Annotated in this window: 17 protein-coding genes; 8 read left to right on the top strand and 9 right to left on the bottom strand. The window is 41.8% G+C overall.

All coding sequences use genetic code 11. The features are described from left to right. Nucleotides 1-105: 105 nt before the first annotated feature. From ACTJKC_RS19905 to ACTJKC_RS19880, 6 genes are all read left to right on the top strand, one after another. Entirely contained in the window at nucleotides 106-888 is a 783-nt protein-coding gene (locus tag ACTJKC_RS19905) for a S1/P1 nuclease (protein WP_440794656.1), read from the top strand. 6 nt (nucleotides 889-894) lie between these two features. Next, entirely contained in the window at nucleotides 895-2,166 is a 1,272-nt protein-coding gene (locus tag ACTJKC_RS19900) for an alkaline phosphatase family protein (protein WP_440794654.1), read from the top strand. Nucleotides 2,167-2,171: 5 nt separating this feature from the next. Beyond that, nucleotides 2,172-3,086, top strand: a complete 915-nt coding sequence (locus ACTJKC_RS19895) for a glycerophosphodiester phosphodiesterase family protein (protein ID WP_440794652.1) — start codon at nucleotides 2,172-2,174, stop codon at nucleotides 3,084-3,086. Between the two features lie 247 nt (nucleotides 3,087-3,333). Further along, on the top strand, nucleotides 3,334-4,089 hold the full coding sequence (locus ACTJKC_RS19890; protein WP_440794650.1) for a CHASE3 domain-containing protein: 756 nt from the start codon (nucleotides 3,334-3,336) through the stop codon (nucleotides 4,087-4,089). Nucleotides 4,090-4,154: 65 nt separating this feature from the next. Continuing rightward, nucleotides 4,155-4,769 carry a hypothetical protein gene (locus ACTJKC_RS19885; RefSeq protein WP_440794648.1) on the top strand — a complete coding sequence of 205 codons (615 nt, stop codon included), beginning with the start codon at nucleotides 4,155-4,157 and terminating at the stop codon, nucleotides 4,767-4,769. A gap of 83 nt (nucleotides 4,770-4,852) precedes the next feature. Beyond that, nucleotides 4,853-5,674 carry an alpha/beta hydrolase family esterase gene (locus ACTJKC_RS19880; RefSeq protein WP_440794646.1) on the top strand — a complete coding sequence of 274 codons (822 nt, stop codon included), beginning with the start codon at nucleotides 4,853-4,855 and terminating at the stop codon, nucleotides 5,672-5,674. Nucleotides 5,675-5,708: 34 nt separating this feature from the next. Here the strand turns inward: ACTJKC_RS19880 and ACTJKC_RS19875 are convergent, their stop codons facing one another. The 5 genes from ACTJKC_RS19875 to ACTJKC_RS19855 all read right to left on the bottom strand — a co-directional run bounded on the left by ACTJKC_RS19875 (nucleotide 5,709) and on the right by ACTJKC_RS19855 (nucleotide 10,525). Beyond that, entirely contained in the window at nucleotides 5,709-6,239 is a 531-nt protein-coding gene (locus ACTJKC_RS19875) for a contractile injection system tape measure protein (protein ID WP_440794644.1), read from the bottom strand. A gap of 69 nt (nucleotides 6,240-6,308) precedes the next feature. After that, complete coding sequence (locus tag ACTJKC_RS19870) at nucleotides 6,309-6,608, bottom strand: PAAR domain-containing protein (RefSeq protein ID WP_344853894.1); 300 nt, start codon at nucleotides 6,606-6,608, stop codon at nucleotides 6,309-6,311. Between the two features lie 17 nt (nucleotides 6,609-6,625). Next, complete coding sequence (gene vgrG / locus ACTJKC_RS19865) at nucleotides 6,626-8,425, bottom strand: type VI secretion system tip protein VgrG (RefSeq protein ID WP_440794642.1); 1,800 nt, start codon at nucleotides 8,423-8,425, stop codon at nucleotides 6,626-6,628. Between the two features lie 21 nt (nucleotides 8,426-8,446). Further along, nucleotides 8,447-8,911: a phage tail protein gene (locus ACTJKC_RS19860; RefSeq protein WP_440794640.1), complete on the bottom strand. Its 465-nt coding sequence runs from the start codon at nucleotides 8,909-8,911 to the stop codon at nucleotides 8,447-8,449. A gap of 33 nt (nucleotides 8,912-8,944) precedes the next feature. Then, nucleotides 8,945-10,525 (bottom strand): phage tail sheath family protein, encoded by a 1,581-nt coding sequence (locus ACTJKC_RS19855; protein WP_440794638.1) that lies wholly within the window; start codon nucleotides 10,523-10,525, stop codon nucleotides 8,945-8,947. 422 nt (nucleotides 10,526-10,947) lie between these two features. Here ACTJKC_RS19855 and blaB3PEDO point away from each other — a divergent pair, with 422 nt between their 5' ends. Together blaB3PEDO and ACTJKC_RS19845 are read left to right on the top strand one after the other, a co-directional pair. Continuing rightward, a complete protein-coding gene (gene blaB3PEDO, locus ACTJKC_RS19850) occupies nucleotides 10,948-11,808 on the top strand; it encodes a PEDO-1 family subclass B3 metallo-beta-lactamase (RefSeq protein WP_440794636.1) in 861 nt (286 codons plus the stop codon). After that, on the top strand, nucleotides 11,808-12,011 hold the full coding sequence (locus ACTJKC_RS19845) for a dihydrofolate reductase family protein (RefSeq protein ID WP_440795000.1): 204 nt from the start codon (nucleotides 11,808-11,810) through the stop codon (nucleotides 12,009-12,011). Before blaB3PEDO ends, ACTJKC_RS19845 begins: the two co-directional genes overlap by 1 nt. 153 nt (nucleotides 12,012-12,164) lie before the next feature. Here ACTJKC_RS19845 and ACTJKC_RS19840 read toward each other — a convergent pair whose 3' ends face one another. The 4 genes from ACTJKC_RS19840 to ACTJKC_RS19825 all read right to left on the bottom strand — a co-directional run bounded on the left by ACTJKC_RS19840 (nucleotide 12,165) and on the right by ACTJKC_RS19825 (nucleotide 17,619). Beyond that, nucleotides 12,165-12,305 (bottom strand): hypothetical protein, encoded by a 141-nt coding sequence (locus ACTJKC_RS19840; protein ID WP_440794634.1) that lies wholly within the window; start codon nucleotides 12,303-12,305, stop codon nucleotides 12,165-12,167. A 96-nt stretch (nucleotides 12,306-12,401) separates the two neighbouring features. Next, nucleotides 12,402-15,446, bottom strand: coding sequence for an efflux RND transporter permease subunit (locus ACTJKC_RS19835; RefSeq protein ID WP_440794632.1), 3,045 nt, complete (start codon nucleotides 15,444-15,446; stop codon nucleotides 12,402-12,404). Between the two features lie 2 nt (nucleotides 15,447-15,448). Then, the gene (locus tag ACTJKC_RS19830; protein WP_440794630.1) at nucleotides 15,449-16,375 is read right to left on the bottom strand and encodes an efflux RND transporter periplasmic adaptor subunit; all 927 of its coding nucleotides are present in this window, start codon (nucleotides 16,373-16,375) and stop codon (nucleotides 15,449-15,451) included. Between the two features lie 2 nt (nucleotides 16,376-16,377). Next, complete coding sequence (locus tag ACTJKC_RS19825; RefSeq protein WP_440794628.1) at nucleotides 16,378-17,619, bottom strand: TolC family protein; 1,242 nt, start codon at nucleotides 17,617-17,619, stop codon at nucleotides 16,378-16,380. Nucleotides 17,620-17,695: the final 76 nt, after the last annotated feature.

Below are 17,695 nucleotides of genomic sequence, written 5' to 3'. Positions count from 1 at the left end.
TATTCAAATATGTCACATTGAGCCTGTCGAAATGCATTTAAGCTAATCCTTCGGCAGGCTCAGAGTGACAATTTTATCTTTCATATAACCCATATAAATTATCCCATGTTTAAAAAAATACTTTTCCCAACACTACTGGTTACCATCAGCTTCGCACTCATTTCATGGGGCGTAATTGGTCACCGGGCCATTGGTAAGATTGCCGAAAACCACCTGAGCAAGAAAGCAAAAAAAGCCGTTCAGGATATTCTGGGCAGCGAAAGCCTTGCCATGGTAAGCACTTATCCTGATGAAGTGAGATCCTATCAGCAATATGCCTACACTGCACCCTGGCACTACGTAAACCTGCCTGAAGGTTTAAATTATGATGATTTCAACGCTCAACTGAAATCAATGGAAAAACCGAACATTTATAAAGCGCTTCTGCAATGTATAAGTGACTTAAAAGATGCTTCGAAAACAAAAGAAGAACATATTTTTGCGCTTAAATTCCTGGTTCACCTGGTTGGCGACATTCACCAACCAATGCATACCGGACATTCGGAAGATTCGGGTGGTAACGGAATTAAAGTAAAACTGATGCGTAAAGAAAGTAACCTTCATGGCCTTTGGGACAGTGGTTTGATCGATTATGCGGGTTTGAGTTACCGTGAACTTGCGGCCGACTGTGATGTAGTAGAAAAAAATGAAGCAAAAACATGGGAAAAAGATGACGTGGCAAAATGGGCTTTCGAATCATACGAAATCAGCAAACAACTCTATGCAGAAGCAGCAAAAAATCCTGAATTTGATTACAACTATTATCCTGCCCATGCCGATATCGTTAAAAAACGCCTTGCACAGGCAGGCATCCGCTTAGCCGCCATCATGAATGAAATTTATAAATAATACAAAATGAAAAAAATTAATTATGGCTTCGGTTTTATAATGACCGCTTTTCTGGCCTTAACAGGAAACCAGGTACAGGCACAAACGGATACCATTCAACATATAGCCCAGGGCCGAAAAAATGATGCTGCCCAAATTAAAAAACCTTATGTTATTTTGATTTCTGCTGATGGCTTCCGACAAGATTATGCCGGGCGCTACAAAGCAAATCACCTGCTCGAACTGAGCCAAAACGGTGTACAGGCGGCATCCATGATCCCGAGTTATCCGTCGGTGACCTTCCCTAATCACTACACCCTGGTAACCGGAATGTATCCTTCGCACCATGGTTTAGTAAACAATAGCTTTTTAGATGAAAAAGCGGGCGAAAGGTATTCTATGGGTGCAAAAGCAAAAGTAAGGGATGGTAAATGGTATGGTGGCACTCCGCTATGGGTATTGGCCGAACAGCAGCATATGATTGCAGCAAGTATGTTCTGGGTAGGATCTGAAGCCGAAATTAAAGGCCTGCGCCCTACTTATTATTACGATTATACCGAACAGATTACCGTTGACAAAAGAATCAGCATTGTGAAAAACTGGTTAAGCCTGCCGGAAGAAAAAAGACCGCACCTGATTACTTTTTACCTGTCAGAACCTGATCACGCCGGACACAGTTTTGGTCCGGATGCGCCAGAGACAGAAAAAGCGGTTAAAATGGTCGATTCGGTGATTTATGAGTTAACAAAGGCCATCGAACCGCTTCATCTTCCGGTAAATTATGTATTTGTTTCTGATCATGGAATGACCGCTGTAGACCGTGAACACCCGATTGCGACACCAAAGGAAATTGATACGGCCAAATACATCATTGCTGCATCTAGTACTTTAATGGATATCCACGCTAAAAACAAAGCTGATATACAGCCACTTTACGAGGCCTTAAAAAGCAATGAAAAGGATTATAAAGTGTACCTGAAAAGCAATATGCCGGAGCATTTCCATTACAGTGCAACAGATGACCGTATGAACCGGATCGGCGATATTTTGCTGGTACCCGAATGGCCAAAAGTATTCTCCAGCCGTAAACCGGGCATTGGCCACCACGGTTTCGATCCTTCGGTGGTAAAAGATATGCATGCAACCTTTTTGGCCTGGGGACCTGCCTTTAAAAAACAGGTAAAAATACCTTCTTTTGAAAACGTAAATGTATATCCATTAATTGCAAATATTCTTGGTTTAAGTTACCAGGAGCCAATCGACGGAAAATCAGAGGTTTTAAAACCCATCTTAAAATAACAACAATGAAAAAATTATTATTGGCCGTTGTCGCCCTCCTCAGTTTTAATTCAGTTTACAGTCAGCAATATGCCTTAAAATTTAAAACTCAGGAAGAGTTTCAAAAATTTATGCAGTGGAGCCCTTCTCGTTACCCGTTGATTAGCTGTCACCGTGGCGGTCCGGTTGCCGGATTTCCTGAAAACGCCATTGAAACTTTTGCCAACAGTGTAAAGCTTCACCCAACCATTATTGAATGTGATGCCGCTTTAACAAAAGATTCGGCACTGGTAATGATGCATGATGACCGTTTGGAGCGGACAACAAACGGTACCGGCCCTATCGGCGAAAAAACATTAGCGGAATTAAAAGACATTCGTTTAAAAGACAATGAAGGCACTGTTACGGCTTTCCATATTCCAACGCTTGATGAGGTTTTAAAGTGGGGAAAGGATAAGGTAATTTATACCCTGGATGTAAAAAGAGGCGTTCCCTACAAAAAAATGATTGAGGCGGTTAGAAGGAATAAAGCCGAAGCTTACAGCATCATTATTACCTATAGTGCCACACAAGCAGCCGAGGTGTACCGCCTTGCCCCTGACCTGATGATTTCTGCTTCGATCAGAAGTATTGCAGATTTGGAAAGACTTAACCAGATGGGAATCCCGAATAACCGCATAGTAGCCTTTGTGGGTACTTCTGCTCCAGATAAAACGGTTTACGATTACCTCCACAATAAAGGGATCTGGTGTATTTTAGGCACCATGGGCAACCTAGATAAAAGTGCTAAGGCTCAGGGTGATGGTGTATATTCTAAACTGGTTGAAAACGGTGCAGATATTTTATCTAGCGACAGGAGTATAGAGAGCGCAAACGAACTGTTAAAGTATGCAAAAGAAAAAGGATTGACAACAAAATACCTTGCTCCGTTAAAAAAATAAAAATTTCTAAAACAAAGTAGAAGTTAGCTGGTTTATATTGCACACCTACTTATTTAAAACATTGATCTGCTGCTTTGGTTAGTTGACAGATCAAACAAAGGTTATCATCCACGATGGTAACCTTTCCTATTTTATAAACAGCTATAAGAATAATATCCGGCTTATAAAAACACGAATAAATACGATTTTTATAGGCTAATGGATTAAAAAACGATAAAAGCCCTAAATTCGCCCAAAACTATCCTTAATGAAAACTTCTTTTTTTAACCGCCCAGTAGCAGGATTTGTCCTTTCGATAATTTTTACTGTTGCCACTTCTGCCCTATCCTATTTTTCAGTAGAAAAATTTTACAATAGCGAACGATGGGTTGACCACACCAATACGGTACGCGGTAAACTCGAATTGATTATTTCATCAATGAAAGATGCTGAAACCGGTCAGCGTGGTTACCTGCTTACAGGCAACGAAAAATTTCTTGAGCCTTATAACGGTGCAGAAAAGGTAACCCGCGCAGCATTCGATACCGTTAAATACCTCACCAGCGATAATGGTGCACAGCAAAACGAGTTTAAAGGTTTAAAGGAAATGATAGACTCCAAATATGATCTTTTAGAGAATACCATCAGCCAGAAACGCTTAGGGGGAACCATCAGCCAGGACATCCTTTTAATGGGAAAATCGTATATGGACAGGGCCAGAATTATTGTTACAAGAATGGAAAACCGTGAAGAAATATTACTATCAACCCGGTTATCAACCCTAAACCTGTATGGCACTATTTCTCTGGTTTCGATCATCATTGCTTTTTTGGTTTCACTAACCAGCACCATTTATTTTTACAGGCGCACCATGAGTGATTTTGAAGACAGGATCCGTTTGGAAGAACAGGTAAAATACGAAACATCAGCAATGGAGAAAAAAATTGCCAGGCTGAAAGATGTTTCGGAGAGGATTGGAAACGGAGAATATGGCATCCAGGTTAATCCTGAAGATATAAAATAACAGTATCGCCTGTAGCATTATCTGGTTTAATATCGTTTTACCCATAAATAAAAACGCTTAAAACCATGAAAAAACTAACCGTACTCTTTTTAGCCATCAGTTTCCTTTCCTGTAAAAAAGAAGAAGTTTATGGCCCGCTAAAACTTAAAAACGGGCAGGAAGTAGAACTTCTCGTTGATCACCGATATGGTGCTGATCAGGACCTGTTGCTAAAATTACCGGAAAAAGAACTTGCAGGATCATCACTTGCAGGTTTTGATCAAAGAGAAGCCGGCTATACCTATCGAGTTAAAGCGAAGTTTTATCATGATGATAATCCGCCTCAGGATGCTTCCTCCGACTCCTTTATCTTTACCAAAATTGTAAGTAAAGAACAATATAAAGGAACTGAATCTTTCGATATTCAGCTCATCACCTCATATGTTCCCGGAGGCCCGGTGATCAAGCTGAGCAAAACCGGAAATGATTACTATTTTGTTCCTGATAAGCTTCAGTTAACCTATGCAAATAGTACCGTTCAGGCACAGCTTGAAGAAATTTATCAAAATGCACTGGAAGTACGTAATAACTGGAAAACCGGCCAGCTTCCAAAATGGAAAGCCATAAAAGCTACGGTAACGCACGACCCACAGAAATTTGGCAAAGCCTACCTGGTACAGCAGATACAGTTCACCCCATAAACACAGCTGCATTAAGCAATAAAAATACCCTGCAAAAAATAAATTTTGATTAAACCCTGTCCACCGGTTAAGGTCAATATGGTATGATCAGAAAAATTAATCGCAGGGTATTTAAATTCTTTTTCCTGCTCTTTATATTCATTTATCTACAGGTTTCAGCGGTTGTTGCACAAACCTCATCCGAAATAAAACGGATGCAATGGACGGTTGGCGATACGAAACGTGAGGCTTTGGTGTATATTCCAGCCACTGCAAAAACCAAAACGAGTCCGCTTATTTTTGTTTTTCATGGTCATGGCGGAACGATGGAAAGTGCTTACCGCAGCCACCAGTTCGATAAACTCTGGCCCGAAGCCATTGTTGTATATCCGCAGGGATTAAACACGCCGGGTCAGCTTACCGATCCACAGGGTAAATTGCCCGGATGGCAAAAAGAAAACGCCGATATGAATAACCGCGACCTGAATTTCTTTGATCAGATGCTGAAAACATTTAAGGCAGATTACAAAATAGACGATAAACGGATTTATGGTACCGGACATTCTAACGGTGGTGGATTTACTTACCTGCTCTGGGCTACCCGGGCTGATGTATTTGCAGCTTTTGCACCATCATCGGCTATTGCCCGAAAAGTAGCTGGCCAGCTTAAACCTAAACCGGCCATGCACATTATGGGAGAAAAAGATCCGTTGGTGAAACCAGCCTGGCAAAAACTGATGTGCAATTTAATATTGAAATTAAACAGCTGCGATGCAGAGGGAAAACCTTATGGAGCATATGCCACATACTATCCGTCAGAAAGCGGAAACCCGGTTATTTTATACGTTCATCCCGGCGGGCATGTGTACCCAACAGCAGCCGATGAGGTGGTGATTAAATTTTTTAAAAGGATTGAAAAGCAGTAATCACGGTCGCTAATGTTTAGGTTCTGCGGTTATGTTAATAAGGCCAGTTAACGTGAAGGGGCTTATCCATCCATGGATATTTGATAATAGAGAATGAGAATAGCGACCTTTGGATTAAAAGATCGTAGGGCCGTTTTTCTACCGTTAACTCCCAGCTATCCCCTCCGTCAGTAAGTAAGCCATCCCTTATCAGCCAGTTGCTTCTAAAACCATCTACAGAAGTGTTGCCAATAGCCTGCCAGGCTCCAATTGCAGCTTTTATTAATCCCTCCAGAAATAGTTTATTTTCTTGTGAGATACTCATACTTTCCGTTACCGGCTGGGTAAGTTGCATTCCACATAACAATTTATTAAGGGGTAAAAGTGACTCTTCGGTCTGCTCCTGCCCCGTTACTATAAATTGCAGGTAATGCACAGCTGCCTGCTGGCTTTCTATACTGTTAAATTTTTGATTATCTGTTAAACCCAGGCGACTGAAAAGTAGAGGGATGTAAGCATTAATGATAACCAGGCCGGCATTTTTTGCGCCTATTTCCTGTTTTAAAATATCTTTATTGTGTGGCATTATAGTAAAATGATGTGGCAGGTAAGATTTTTTGTTGTATCAACTGTTTCTTTTTAAGGTATAAATAATTTAACCGCCTATCAATACGTTAAATGCACCAAGTATAATTTTACCTCCGTGTGCAGTTGGGTCGCCCATTCTGGCTGCTGGTTTTCCACCGATCATAACGGTTGCAGAACCTTTTATAATACTATCGGGCGGGCCAACACAAACCAGCATATCGCCTACTGTGGCGGCAGGTAAATTACCTATAAGTACTGTAGGCTCGCCGGGCCCGATAACCGGACCGCCAACATGGGGTATAGGTGGGATTCCGGGTGTTTGCATCGGACATTCGTGAAAATCTGTTATTCTGGCTGCTGGTGGCATATTCGTTTGGTTTAAAATTAATTAATCATAATCATGGCACTTTTCAGGCTCAGTTGCATCCCGCTTTTAATTTCTGCGGTCGCTGCTCCTTCTGCCAAAAACTGGCTGTCGGCTACTTGTTTAATATTTAGGCCCTTTAAGGCAACATCTCCTGCCGGAGCTTTTACGGTTACACCTTGGTTACCCATAATATTTACCTTCTGTGCGGCCTCAATATTGACATCGGTGGCACTTTTGATGGTAATCCCGCCTGCTGACATTACAAGGCTGTTATTGTGTTCATCCTGGATGGTAATCTTTTTATCCTGATCGCTAAATATCATAGTGTTTTTATCAGGCGTAGCAATGGTTAACATTTTATTTTCATCATCGAATTCGATCTTGATATTCGATTTAGAAACAATTGCCTTGATGGCATTTTTCTCATTCGGGTTAAGGTTCTGATGTGGTTTTATTTTAGAACTGCTGTACATGCTCCCCAAAATCACCGGGCTGCGTGGATCTTCATTTAGAAAGCCTAAAACCACTTCATCTCCTGCTTCCGGAAGAAAAAATGCCCCGGCACCACTGGTTGAATAAAAGTTGGCAAGCCTTGCCCACACGCCCTGACCGCTTTGACCGAAGAGCGGTAAATCAACCAGAATACGGTATTGAGAATCCGGATCGCCGTATGTTTTTTTAACGATACCATTAAATAAGCCGCGTACGCCGGGCAACATCCCTGTGGCAGAAGGAGCCGCCAGATCTGAATTTCCTGTAAACCATTGTGGCGAAAGTCCTAACGAAACTTCGGTTATCCAGTTTCCATCAGAAATATCATGAACAACGCCAGAAATAAGGTAATCGCCGTTGAACCTGTCGCCTAAGCCATTAAAAGCAACAAATTTACCTGGTTCAGCCAAAGCATTCCCCTGAAACTTAGCTTCACCCTGTATTTTAGCAAATTCACTTTTTACCATCTGCGCCCGGGCCCAATTATTAAGTGCTGCAGTATCTATTGCGGCTGTTGTTTGCAAATCATATTCTGCCAGGCCAACTACCTCTGCCAGTTTTTTGGAAGACATATTACCTGGTCCCACATAACTATTTGTCGCACATACACTTACTACTGCCTGCTGCTGATAATCCCACGAGTTCGACTTTACATTCCCATACTGATTTATGGCATTTATACCGGCATTAAATTCTAATAAATTAACTCCATAACCGATGCTAAGAACCGGGCTGGCATTGGCAACTGGCGATTTTACAGCTACGTTACCATTAATGGTGGTCACTATTAGTCCGTTTGTTTCAGCAAGTGAAAGTATAAAATCCCAATCACTCACATAAAACTGAACCTGCTCAGGCCAAATGGCATTGGTATCGCTGATATCGGCAGTGAGCGAAGAATAATTACTGATAAGAGAAGCAATCAGTTCACTGTCTTTTTTTCCGGAAAAGATTAAATTCTTCTTCCCTACCGTCATTTTTATGGCTTCATCCTTACATTCTACTTCGAGCACTGAGCCTACCATGTCATTAATACGGATCGATTGACCCGTAATGATGCCTTTAAAAATCAAGGCATTGGTGCCATCGTAACCGGCCTCAATACTCACCAGGTTACCGGGTACAAAAAGTGATGAGGAGCTGGCTTCGAATGCTCCGGAACTTGCTTCGCCATCAATGATAATAATTTTAGCACTGGTAATTTGGTTTACTTTCTTTTCTACGCGTATAGATTTTATCTGTATGTTTTCAGGCATGGTAATACCTGCAACCTTAATTGTATAAGAGGCATTACCGCTACTTGTAATATTTGTTGATGATGTCATTTTTTTGCTAAAAATTAAAAATTACCGACCATTTACCACCCTTAATTGCTCATGCACCAGCTCCAGGGTATCAATGGAGATTTCACTTCCATCTGATTTCAGATCGGTGCTGCTCATTTTGGCTGGCCAGGCCTTATCCAACTGCCATTGCATCGTGCTATTGCCGTTTTCATCTAGCAGCTTAACCAGTACTGTCATTGTTTTAATCGTATTCATTCTCACTTCCTCATGCCATTTCCAAAAGGCATGATCATTCAAAAAAATACCCCGTTTCATAATTACATTGCCGAATTTTACCAAGCCGGGCATTTTTTGGACAGAAAATGCAGCATTATTGCCTTGTCTATAATCGATAACCTCAGTTTCAACTTCCAGACCGGATACCTCCTGAAATGCCACACCTGTTAATATCGTTCCGAAATCCACTTCAAATCTGAATTTGGGCATTGGCCATGTGTTATCCTGAGCACTTCCTTTAGCTGCCATAATATTTATTTCTAAATTTAAATTAATACGCTGTTAACTGGTAACTGCCATTTCCTGCTGGAAAGTAATTACAATAAACTCAGCCGGGTGTACTACGGCAACTTGCACCGTAACATTCATAAATCCGTTCAAAATATCGTTAGCAGTCATGGTTGTGCCCAAACCGCATTCTACCGAAAAGGCATCTGCAGCGGTTGCGCCCATTAAACCACCTTCTTTCCAAACGTTGGTTAGAAAACTGCTGATCATCGCTTTAACCGCTTCCCAGGTATTTTTGTTATTAGGTTGAAAAGTGTAAGCCTGTGCAGCCAGTTTACACGATTGCTCAATCATGATCATGGTTCTTCTTACCGAAATGTACCTCCAGTCCTGGCTGTTGCCATCCAGAGTTCTGGCACCCCAAACTAAAATACCGATCCCATTAAAATAACGGATGGCATTGATGGATTTACCCGAAACAGCATCAACATTAAGGTTACCTTGCTGACTATCTGAAAGGTTGATGGGTAATGATACCGCGCCAACAATAGCAGTATTTGCCGGAGCCTGCCATACACCCGCCTGGTTATCGATAGTGGTCATTACACCTGCCATGCCTGCGCTTGCCGGCAGAATATTGGCCTGTGCAAGTACATTTTTAACAATGTCGGCATATACCTTACTCGCATTCATTAACGCATTATGGTATTGGGTTACTGTTAATGGTATTCCCTGAGGGTTTTCGATGTTATGAATTATAGTTGCGGCTGCCAGGTTAGGGTTTGATGGTGGATTTAACAGTGGTTCGAGCTGTTTAACATCGCCGCCAAAAAGGTTGGTATAGTTGATATCGGTACTTTCCATAATGGTGGTACCCACAAAAGGATAATAAGCAGCGCCATAGCTTAAACCATTTGCACCCGTACGTGCCCTGAAAGTTTCAATATCTGCAGAATAGGTTACAGGATCAGGATTCCGGCCGCCAATCAGATCAAACACACAGATTGCGGTTTGCATGTTTTTGCTTTGCTGCAACATACTTTCCATCAGTGTACCATTGTCTTCTACCGATAACAAAGTGGCCTCCGGACAAATGTACATGGTAGGCTCTTGTTCATTAAGTAAAAGCTGAAGGCCTGCTGTTAAAGCTTCAAGGGATACATTTGGGTTAACAAGCTGTTGATTAATATCCATTGGCTTGCCGGATGGTGGTCCGTAGGTGCCTACCGATACGATATATGCCTCACTGCCACCATTTTGATAAAACAGTTTAATGCTGTTATACATATAATAAACGGTATTGGGATCGGGCAAAATAGAATAGTATGAGCCATTAATGATCATATAATCCTGACCATTAGGTTCGCTTTTTTGCTGTACCAGATAATATTCAGGGCTATACTGCTCAGCAGCACTTGCTGGCTGCGGCGGATCAGGGTAACCAAAAATAGCCTGAAAATCGGCAAAAGAAGTAATTTTACACGGTATATTAGTGTAAGATTTGCCGCTGTATTGGGCCTGGGGCGTATAGCCTATAAATGCCGGAACCGCGGTAGCCACTGAGACTATGGTATTGGGAAAGGCATTTTGCTCATTAATGTAAACACCGGGAGATTTAATGTTAGATGCAATCATATCTTATTTCTAATAATTATTAAATAGCAGGCACAGCCGCCATAAATTGGGTCAATGTGTTTTTGATTAGCCTGCTTTCGTTACTTCGAAATTGATTCGGGATATCACAGGTAAATTGGAGCGTTTCATTAATCATATTTAATTTGAGATTAAATAAAATGGTTTGTATTGGATATTTGTATTGAAGGGGATGATAGCATAAAATTAAACATCTTACATCAAATAACCGAAACATATATCTACTTTTCTAAACTGAACATCGACCGTAAATAATGCGCAAATAAATCGCAGACGTTAAAAACACGCGCATCTTCATTCTTAATCTGTACGCAGGTACCTGCTAAAATGTGATGTTCTATGCAAATCCAAATTATAATTTAATTAATTTTGGTGTAATCAACCTACATCACTATCCCTTCACTATGAAAATTAAATTTATTATTTGCCTCCTTCTTTTTCCGCTCTTTTTACTTGCACAAAATGTACAGGAACCCCATGATACGCCAAAAGAATGGTCGGCTCCTTATGCCCCGTTCCGCATTGCAGGCAATGTATATTATGTTGGCACTTACGACCTGGCCTGTTACCTCATTACCACTTCGAAAGGAAATATCTTAATCAATACCGGACTAAGTTCATCAGCAGCGCAGATTAAAAAAAACGTAGGTCTTTTGGGTTTTAACTTTAAGGATATCAAAATTTTGCTCACCACACAGGCACATTACGATCATCTGGGTGCCATGGCAGAAATTAAAAAGCTTACCGGTGCGAAAATGATGGTTGACGAAAAAGATGCAGCAGTGATGAAAGATGGTGGTCAGTCTGACTATGCGCTGGGCAACGGAAAAACCACCTACGCCCCCATTACGCCAGATCGTTTGTTAAAAGACGGAGATCGGATCCAATTGGGAAATACCAGTATTGTGATGCTCCACCACCCCGGGCACACAAAGGGTTCGTGCAGTTTTATGCTTCACACCAAAGATGAAAAACGGGCATATTCGGTACTGATTGCCAATATGCCAAGTATCGTTACCGAAAAAAAGTTTTCGGATATACCGGCCTATCCTCAAATTGAAAAAGATTATGCCTATACTTTAAATTCGCTTAAAAATTTATCGTTTGATATCTGGCTATCTTCACATGCGAGTCAGTTTGGCCTGCATGAGAAACACAAGCCTGGCGACCAATATAATCCAGCTGCGTTTTTTGACCGTAAGGGATATGATCAGGTACTAAATGGCCTTCAGCTTGAATTTGACAAAAAGACTGGTAAGAAGTAATTCACTATATCATTAAAACATTTATCGATCTGGGACTTATTGATGTCTACAAAATATCGGTACACCCCACCGTGCTGGGCAAGGGAAAACCTTTGTTCGAAGATTTAAAGGAGCGGATTGGCCTGAAATTAACTGGCACCAGGGTTTTCAGATCAGGCGTGGTAGAGCTTACTTACGAAGCAGAAAAAAATAACGTTCAATAAAAAATCTGGTTTAAGGCCAGCGACAATACCTGTGTTTTTTCAGGCGTTTTATTGATCTGATTATTTTATAGGTGGCATGATAATTTATAAGTTTTATGAGGAAATCATCCGGAATATTTTATAAATCGCGCCAAAAATGATAATTGTGAATCACTAACGCCTGAATAAAACCAAAATAATCAGTATTACACTCAACAGGATGATAAAAAGTACCATTTTTCCGGGAAATCCATCTCCACTATCCGCTTCCTCTTTATCATCCTGTGGTTTTAAAGTTTTTTTCTGGTTTTTCATTAATATCAAACGTTCATAAAAGCTGTTTGACTAAGCCCGAACGAAAAAGATTAAAAAAGACGAAATTAATTTTGATTAAAATCAATTAGAATCAGTTTACAGGTGTATTTGCGCTTCTTTATGGGTATAAAACCTCCTGATTAAAACAGGCAACGCAATCAGCAAAAGCGGTAATGCCACAATAAATCCGCCGATAACTGCAATGGCCAGTGGTTGATGCAGTTGCGCACCTGCCCCTATACCGAGGGCCAAAGGCATTAAGGCTATTATTGCGCCAAGTGCTGTCATTAGTTTTGGCCTTAACCGGGTTGAAATGGCAAAAGTAATCGCATCGTCTATATTTTTTTCCTGCAGCGATTCTTTAAACTGTAAAAAGGTAAACACGGCATTTTCTCCAATAATCCCCACAATCATAATCAATCCGGTATAACTGCCCACATTTAAAGGTGTACCAGTAAGCAGCAGAGCCAGGTAACTTCCTGAAATGCCCAGCACCGAAATCAACAGAATCAGGAAAGCCACCTTAAAATCCCTGAAAAGGAAAAGAATTACGCTGAACACCAGCAAACTTGAGGCGATTAAAATGGTAAGGAGTTCGGAAAACGACTGCTGCTGTTCTTTGTAAGCCCCGCCATATTCGATATGGTAACCAGATGGCAGACTAACCTTGCTGTTCACTGCCGTCCGGATATCTTTCATTACACTTCCAAGATCCCGGTTGTCTAACCTTGCGGTAATGGCGCCAATGGTCTGAAGGTTTTCGCGTTCTACTTCGGCACTACCCGCCTGGAGATCTACTTTGGCCAGGCTCTGAATTGGAATTGCCGTTCCGTCAGGTAGAAATATTTTAAGGGCAGTAATATCTGATACCCCAAAATTCCGGCTTCCGGGATAAACCATTCTGATGGGCGAAAGCTGTTGTTTATCATACAAATTGCCGATTACGTTGCCCTGCATGGCCGTTTGAACCTGCGACTGAAAAGAAAGCGGCGTAATTCCATACTGTGCGAGCATGGCAAAATTGGGCTGAATATTTACTGTTGGGCCAGAAAGGATAATCCCATCAAATACATCGGCTGTTCCACCTACCTTAGAAACCAGAGCGGCAACCTGTTTAGATAATACCTGCAGTTTTTGCTGGTCGTTTCCAAAAATTTTGACTTCAATGGGTTGTGTGGAGCTCATCAGATCGCCCAGCATATCGCCTATTACCTGGCCAAAATCAACAACCAATGCAGGCTGGGTATGTTCTATATGATTCCTGATTTCAGAAATGACCTCTTCTGTACTTTTTTTATGGTTAGGTTTCAGCTGGATCAGGTAATCTCCGGTATTCGGCTCGGTAATAAAAAATCCCATTTGGGTACCTGTTCTTCTCGAATAAGCTTGTACATCCGGAATTTTTACAATTTCCTTTTCCACCTCTTTTAGCATCCTGTCGGTTTCTTCAAGTGAGGTTCCCGGGGGGGATGCATAATCCAGTACAATACTGCCTTCATCCATTTCGGGCAAAAAACCGGTTTGGAGCCTTGGGAATATCAAAACGATTGACGCGATGAGCACCAGGATAAAGGCATAAGAAATATAGGGCCGTTTAATGAAAAAACGCACCCAGTTCTGCGATTTTACCTCGTGTACAACTACCTCTTTTCCTGATGCATTGCCATGCGCATTTTTTGTGAGTAGCAGGTACACTACCGGCAAACCAATCCAGGTTACAAAGAACGAGCACACCAGCGTAATAATCATGGTATTGGTCATCACCTGAAAATAGGATCCTGCAACGCCTGTCATCAGTACAAAGGGAACAAAAATTACTATGGTACTGATGGATGAACCCAGCATGGCGGGAAAAAGGTAACTGAAGGCCTTGCTGATTAAAGGTGCTGTAGGCTTGTCGGGATGCTCTTCGTGCGTACGGTGGATTTGTTCTACCACCACAATCGCATCATCGATAATCAATCCGATGGCAGCTGCAATGGCACCAAGTGTCATGATGTTTAACGAGTATCCGATAAAATAAAGCACAATTACCGTTAAACAGAGCGTAACCGGAATCGTAATCAATATGGTTGCACTGGCTTTTAGCGACCTTAAAAAAATAACGGCAACAATAATGGCCAGCACAAGCCCGATCAATAAACTATCGCGCACGCTTTTAACCGATTCGTTAACAAAATCGGCCTGTACATAATAGGGTTTAATGCGCACGCCTGCCGGAAGGAGATGCGCTAACTCCTTAACCTTTGCGGCCATTTCTGCAGAAAGATCAACCAGATTTGCGTTTGGCTGCTTAATTACGGCGATTAATATTCCATCTTTCCCGTTGGCATTGATGCGGGTATATTCTACACTCTGCTGAATATTTACCTTAGCCACATCGGCTATCCGCACCGTTCTGTTACCTTTCCTGGCGATTACCAGCTCTTCCAGATCACTTTTTGTTTTTACCGTTGCATCGGTTACCGAGAGGTAAAGAAAATTGTTATCAGATAAGTACCCGTTCGATTTTATAAAATTGGTTTGCGAAAGCGGAGCGGAGATCTGATCGGGCGAAATGCCAAGCGACTGCATTTTCTGTACATCGAGTTCCAGCCAGTATTCTTTAGTTTTACCCCCAATTACACGAATTTCTGAAACGCCATCAACCTGCGATAAAAAGGGTTTTACGGTATAGGTAGCTATTTTTTTGAGTTCGGCAGGAGAATAATGATGGCTTTCCAAACTATATCCGCTAACGGGTAGTATAGAAGGATTCATTTTTTCTACCGAAATATTTACGCCGGCAGGAAGCGAAGCCGAAATCTTTGCAATCTGCGATTCTATCCGCTGCTGGCTCAGGTCGATATCTGCTCCCGGGTTCATATAGGCAGAAAGCTCACAGCTGCCGCGGCTGGTGGTACTTCTCACAAGCTGTAAATCGGGCACCTGCTTTACTGCATTTTCCAAAGGGCGGGTAACGGTAACCACCATCTTATCAACCGGTTGGAGTTCTGCATCGGCAATGATCTTGATTTTAGGAAAGGTAATCTCCGGAAAAAGACCTGTTTTAAGTTGCATGAAAGAGTAAACCCCACCTATTAAAATAATAATCAGGACCGCCAGAATCGGGTTTTTATGCGATATAAAGAATCTGTTCATGGCTATTTCTGTATTTTAACCCTGGCGGTATCGGCAATGCCATAATTCCCGGTTCTGATGATGCGATCGGTTTTTGAAAATTTAGGTTCCAGTACTTCAATCAGCGAATTGCTTTCAATTCCTTTTTTCACATTCACTTTTATGGCAGTTGAATCGTTGATCATTTTCATTACCCAAAATTCATCTTCAGTTTCATTTGATAACACGGCCGATTTAGGCAGTACCTGTGCCTCTGCATGGCTCAGTTTGGTTAACCTCACCTTAGCGATAAGTCCGGACGGAATATCTTTGCCTGTGGGTGTTTTGATGATGTAACGTTGCGTTTGGGCAAGCGAATCTACCGATGGCATGGTTCCTGAAACCGATCCCGGCAATCTGGTGCCATCGGGCAACAATACCTCTAAGGCTTTGTTCCGGGCGATAATCTGGTTGAGTTCGTAAGGCAAATCGAGCAGAAAAATCAGGCTGTTTCGGTTACTGATGGTTGCAAGTGCTTCTCCATCCTGCACATAATCTCCGTTCTGGTGGTTCACCTCTAAAATGGTACCGGCCTGCCCCGAGCGGATATTGGAAACACCCGAAAATTTAAAACCCGGATCGAGTTTATTTACGGTATTGCCTATGGCGCGGGCCTCTTTGGTAATCAGCGTAAAAAGTAAAGTTCCGCTTGCTACCTGTTGACCGGTTTTTGCATTTACCCGCTCTACATAACCATTGATGCTGGCCTTTACAAAACTTTTTTCGAGGTAGGCAGATACCGCAGATAGTTCTACATATTCGGCTAAAGAACTGTCTTTAGGATAAGTAATCTGTACAGGGGTAACCGGTGAAGGTGTTTCTTCCACTGCTGTTGAATCTGCATTGCTACATGCCAACAAGCAGGAAATTATGGTCATGGCGCCCAGAGTTAATTTTAAATATTTTTGCATGGTTATCTGTTCCAGTAGTTAAATTGGTTAATCAGTTTCAGCCGGTTAATATTGGTCTGCCTCAACAGGTTTTGCGCAGAAAGGTAATTATTGATGGCAATAATAAAATCAGATACCCTTAAGTCGCCCGTATGGAGCAATTTGCTGTCTACATCAATAAGTCCCTTGCTAAAACGGATCTGCTCATTGATCTTACCAAAAAGGGCATCGGTCTGCTTAATCTGCTGGCGGATCAGGTTAATCTGCTGTGTTTGTTGACGGGTGAAAAAATCCCTGTAACCGGCAACTGTATTTGATGAAAGGGCCAGTTTATCGTACTGCATTTTTCGCTGGTGACCATCATATATCGGAACTGAAAAAGTGAAACCAACACTGGCGCCGAAATTTTTATAAGGCTGTAGTACCAGTGATGAATTATAACCGCCATTGGCATAAACACCCAGTTTTGGTTTATAATTCAGATCTATCGCGTTTTTGAGGTTGGTATTTTTTAAACTATCCAGTTCGAAACGCCTGGTAAAGAAACTTTTTTCACCGGCAAATACCGCATTCTGCAATTCAGGTTCAGCAAGTTTAGCCTGAGCAGTATCGGCTACACCAGCCAGATAATTAAGTGTTGCATAATCGTTTTTAAACTGAAGTTCTGCCTGTTTCAGGCTGAGCTGCTGTTGTTGCAGCGTAACCAGAAAGGTGAGGTATTCTGATTGTTTATAGATATTGCTGCGTGTGAGGGTTTTTAACAGTTTTTCCTCCCGGTCCAGAAGGCTAACCACTTCACGGTTAAAATCTACCTGTTGCTGACTGGCAAAGGCGGTGATGTATTGGTCAATAACCGATCTGTTCAGGTCGAATAGCGAAAGCTGTGAGGCATACTTTACCGAATCGCTCTGGATCTTAATTCCTTCCAACTGGTTATTGATCCGTTTTTTGTTCAGCAAATCATAATTTACGTTTAGCATGGCCTCCAGTGCCTGGCCGTTGGTAAGCACCTCGTCGTAACCATAGCCGCGTATAACCGGCGCGTATAAACCTGTACCCGACCCAGTTACCTGCGGTTTTGCGGTTGCACGAACAATCAGGCTGTCAATTCCGGCTGTTCTGCGCTGGTTTTCAAAATCTTTAAGCACCGGACTTGATGATTTAGCCTGCCCCAGATAATAATCAAGGTTTTTTACAGGGGCCTGTGCCCGGGCCATGATACCCGAAATAATCAGTAAAGTAGTAAGGAGCGGTTTATAGATCATGTTCTTTTAATATTGCCTTAATCTTTTGCAGATCAGGCTTCAACTGTTATACAGGCTAAGTTAACACTGAATTATG

The sequence above is a fragment of the Pedobacter sp. 22226 genome (assembly GCF_052045455.1).
GTDB lineage: Bacteria > Bacteroidota > Bacteroidia > Sphingobacteriales > Sphingobacteriaceae > Pedobacter > Pedobacter jeongneungensis.
This window is presented reverse-complemented; position numbering and strand designations above follow the sequence as displayed.

Excerpts from the sequence above, each read along its gene's own strand:
- ACTJKC_RS19905 (WP_440794656.1), top strand. The coding sequence starts at position 106 with ATGTTTAAAAAAATACTTTTCCCAACACTACTGGTTACCATCAGCTTC.
- ACTJKC_RS19900 (WP_440794654.1), top strand. The coding sequence starts at position 895 with ATGAAAAAAATTAATTATGGCTTCGGTTTTATAATGACCGCTTTTCTG.
- ACTJKC_RS19895 (WP_440794652.1), top strand. The coding sequence starts at position 2,172 with ATGAAAAAATTATTATTGGCCGTTGTCGCCCTCCTCAGTTTTAATTCA.
- ACTJKC_RS19890 (WP_440794650.1), top strand. The coding sequence starts at position 3,334 with ATGAAAACTTCTTTTTTTAACCGCCCAGTAGCAGGATTTGTCCTTTCG.
- ACTJKC_RS19885 (WP_440794648.1), top strand. The coding sequence starts at position 4,155 with ATGAAAAAACTAACCGTACTCTTTTTAGCCATCAGTTTCCTTTCCTGT.
- ACTJKC_RS19880 (WP_440794646.1), top strand. The coding sequence starts at position 4,853 with ATGATCAGAAAAATTAATCGCAGGGTATTTAAATTCTTTTTCCTGCTC.
- ACTJKC_RS19875 (WP_440794644.1), bottom strand. The coding sequence starts at position 6,239 with ATGCCACACAATAAAGATATTTTAAAACAGGAAATAGGCGCAAAAAAT.
- ACTJKC_RS19870 (WP_344853894.1), bottom strand. The coding sequence starts at position 6,608 with ATGCCACCAGCAGCCAGAATAACAGATTTTCACGAATGTCCGATGCAA.
- vgrG (WP_440794642.1), bottom strand. The coding sequence starts at position 8,425 with ATGACATCATCAACAAATATTACAAGTAGCGGTAATGCCTCTTATACA.
- ACTJKC_RS19860 (WP_440794640.1), bottom strand. The coding sequence starts at position 8,911 with ATGGCAGCTAAAGGAAGTGCTCAGGATAACACATGGCCAATGCCCAAA.
- ACTJKC_RS19855 (WP_440794638.1), bottom strand. The coding sequence starts at position 10,525 with ATGATTGCATCTAACATTAAATCTCCCGGTGTTTACATTAATGAGCAA.
- blaB3PEDO (WP_440794636.1), top strand. The coding sequence starts at position 10,948 with ATGAAAATTAAATTTATTATTTGCCTCCTTCTTTTTCCGCTCTTTTTA.
- ACTJKC_RS19840 (WP_440794634.1), bottom strand. The coding sequence starts at position 12,305 with ATGAAAAACCAGAAAAAAACTTTAAAACCACAGGATGATAAAGAGGAA.
- ACTJKC_RS19835 (WP_440794632.1), bottom strand. The coding sequence starts at position 15,446 with ATGAACAGATTCTTTATATCGCATAAAAACCCGATTCTGGCGGTCCTG.
- ACTJKC_RS19830 (WP_440794630.1), bottom strand. The coding sequence starts at position 16,375 with ATGCAAAAATATTTAAAATTAACTCTGGGCGCCATGACCATAATTTCC.
- ACTJKC_RS19825 (WP_440794628.1), bottom strand. The coding sequence starts at position 17,619 with ATGATCTATAAACCGCTCCTTACTACTTTACTGATTATTTCGGGTATC.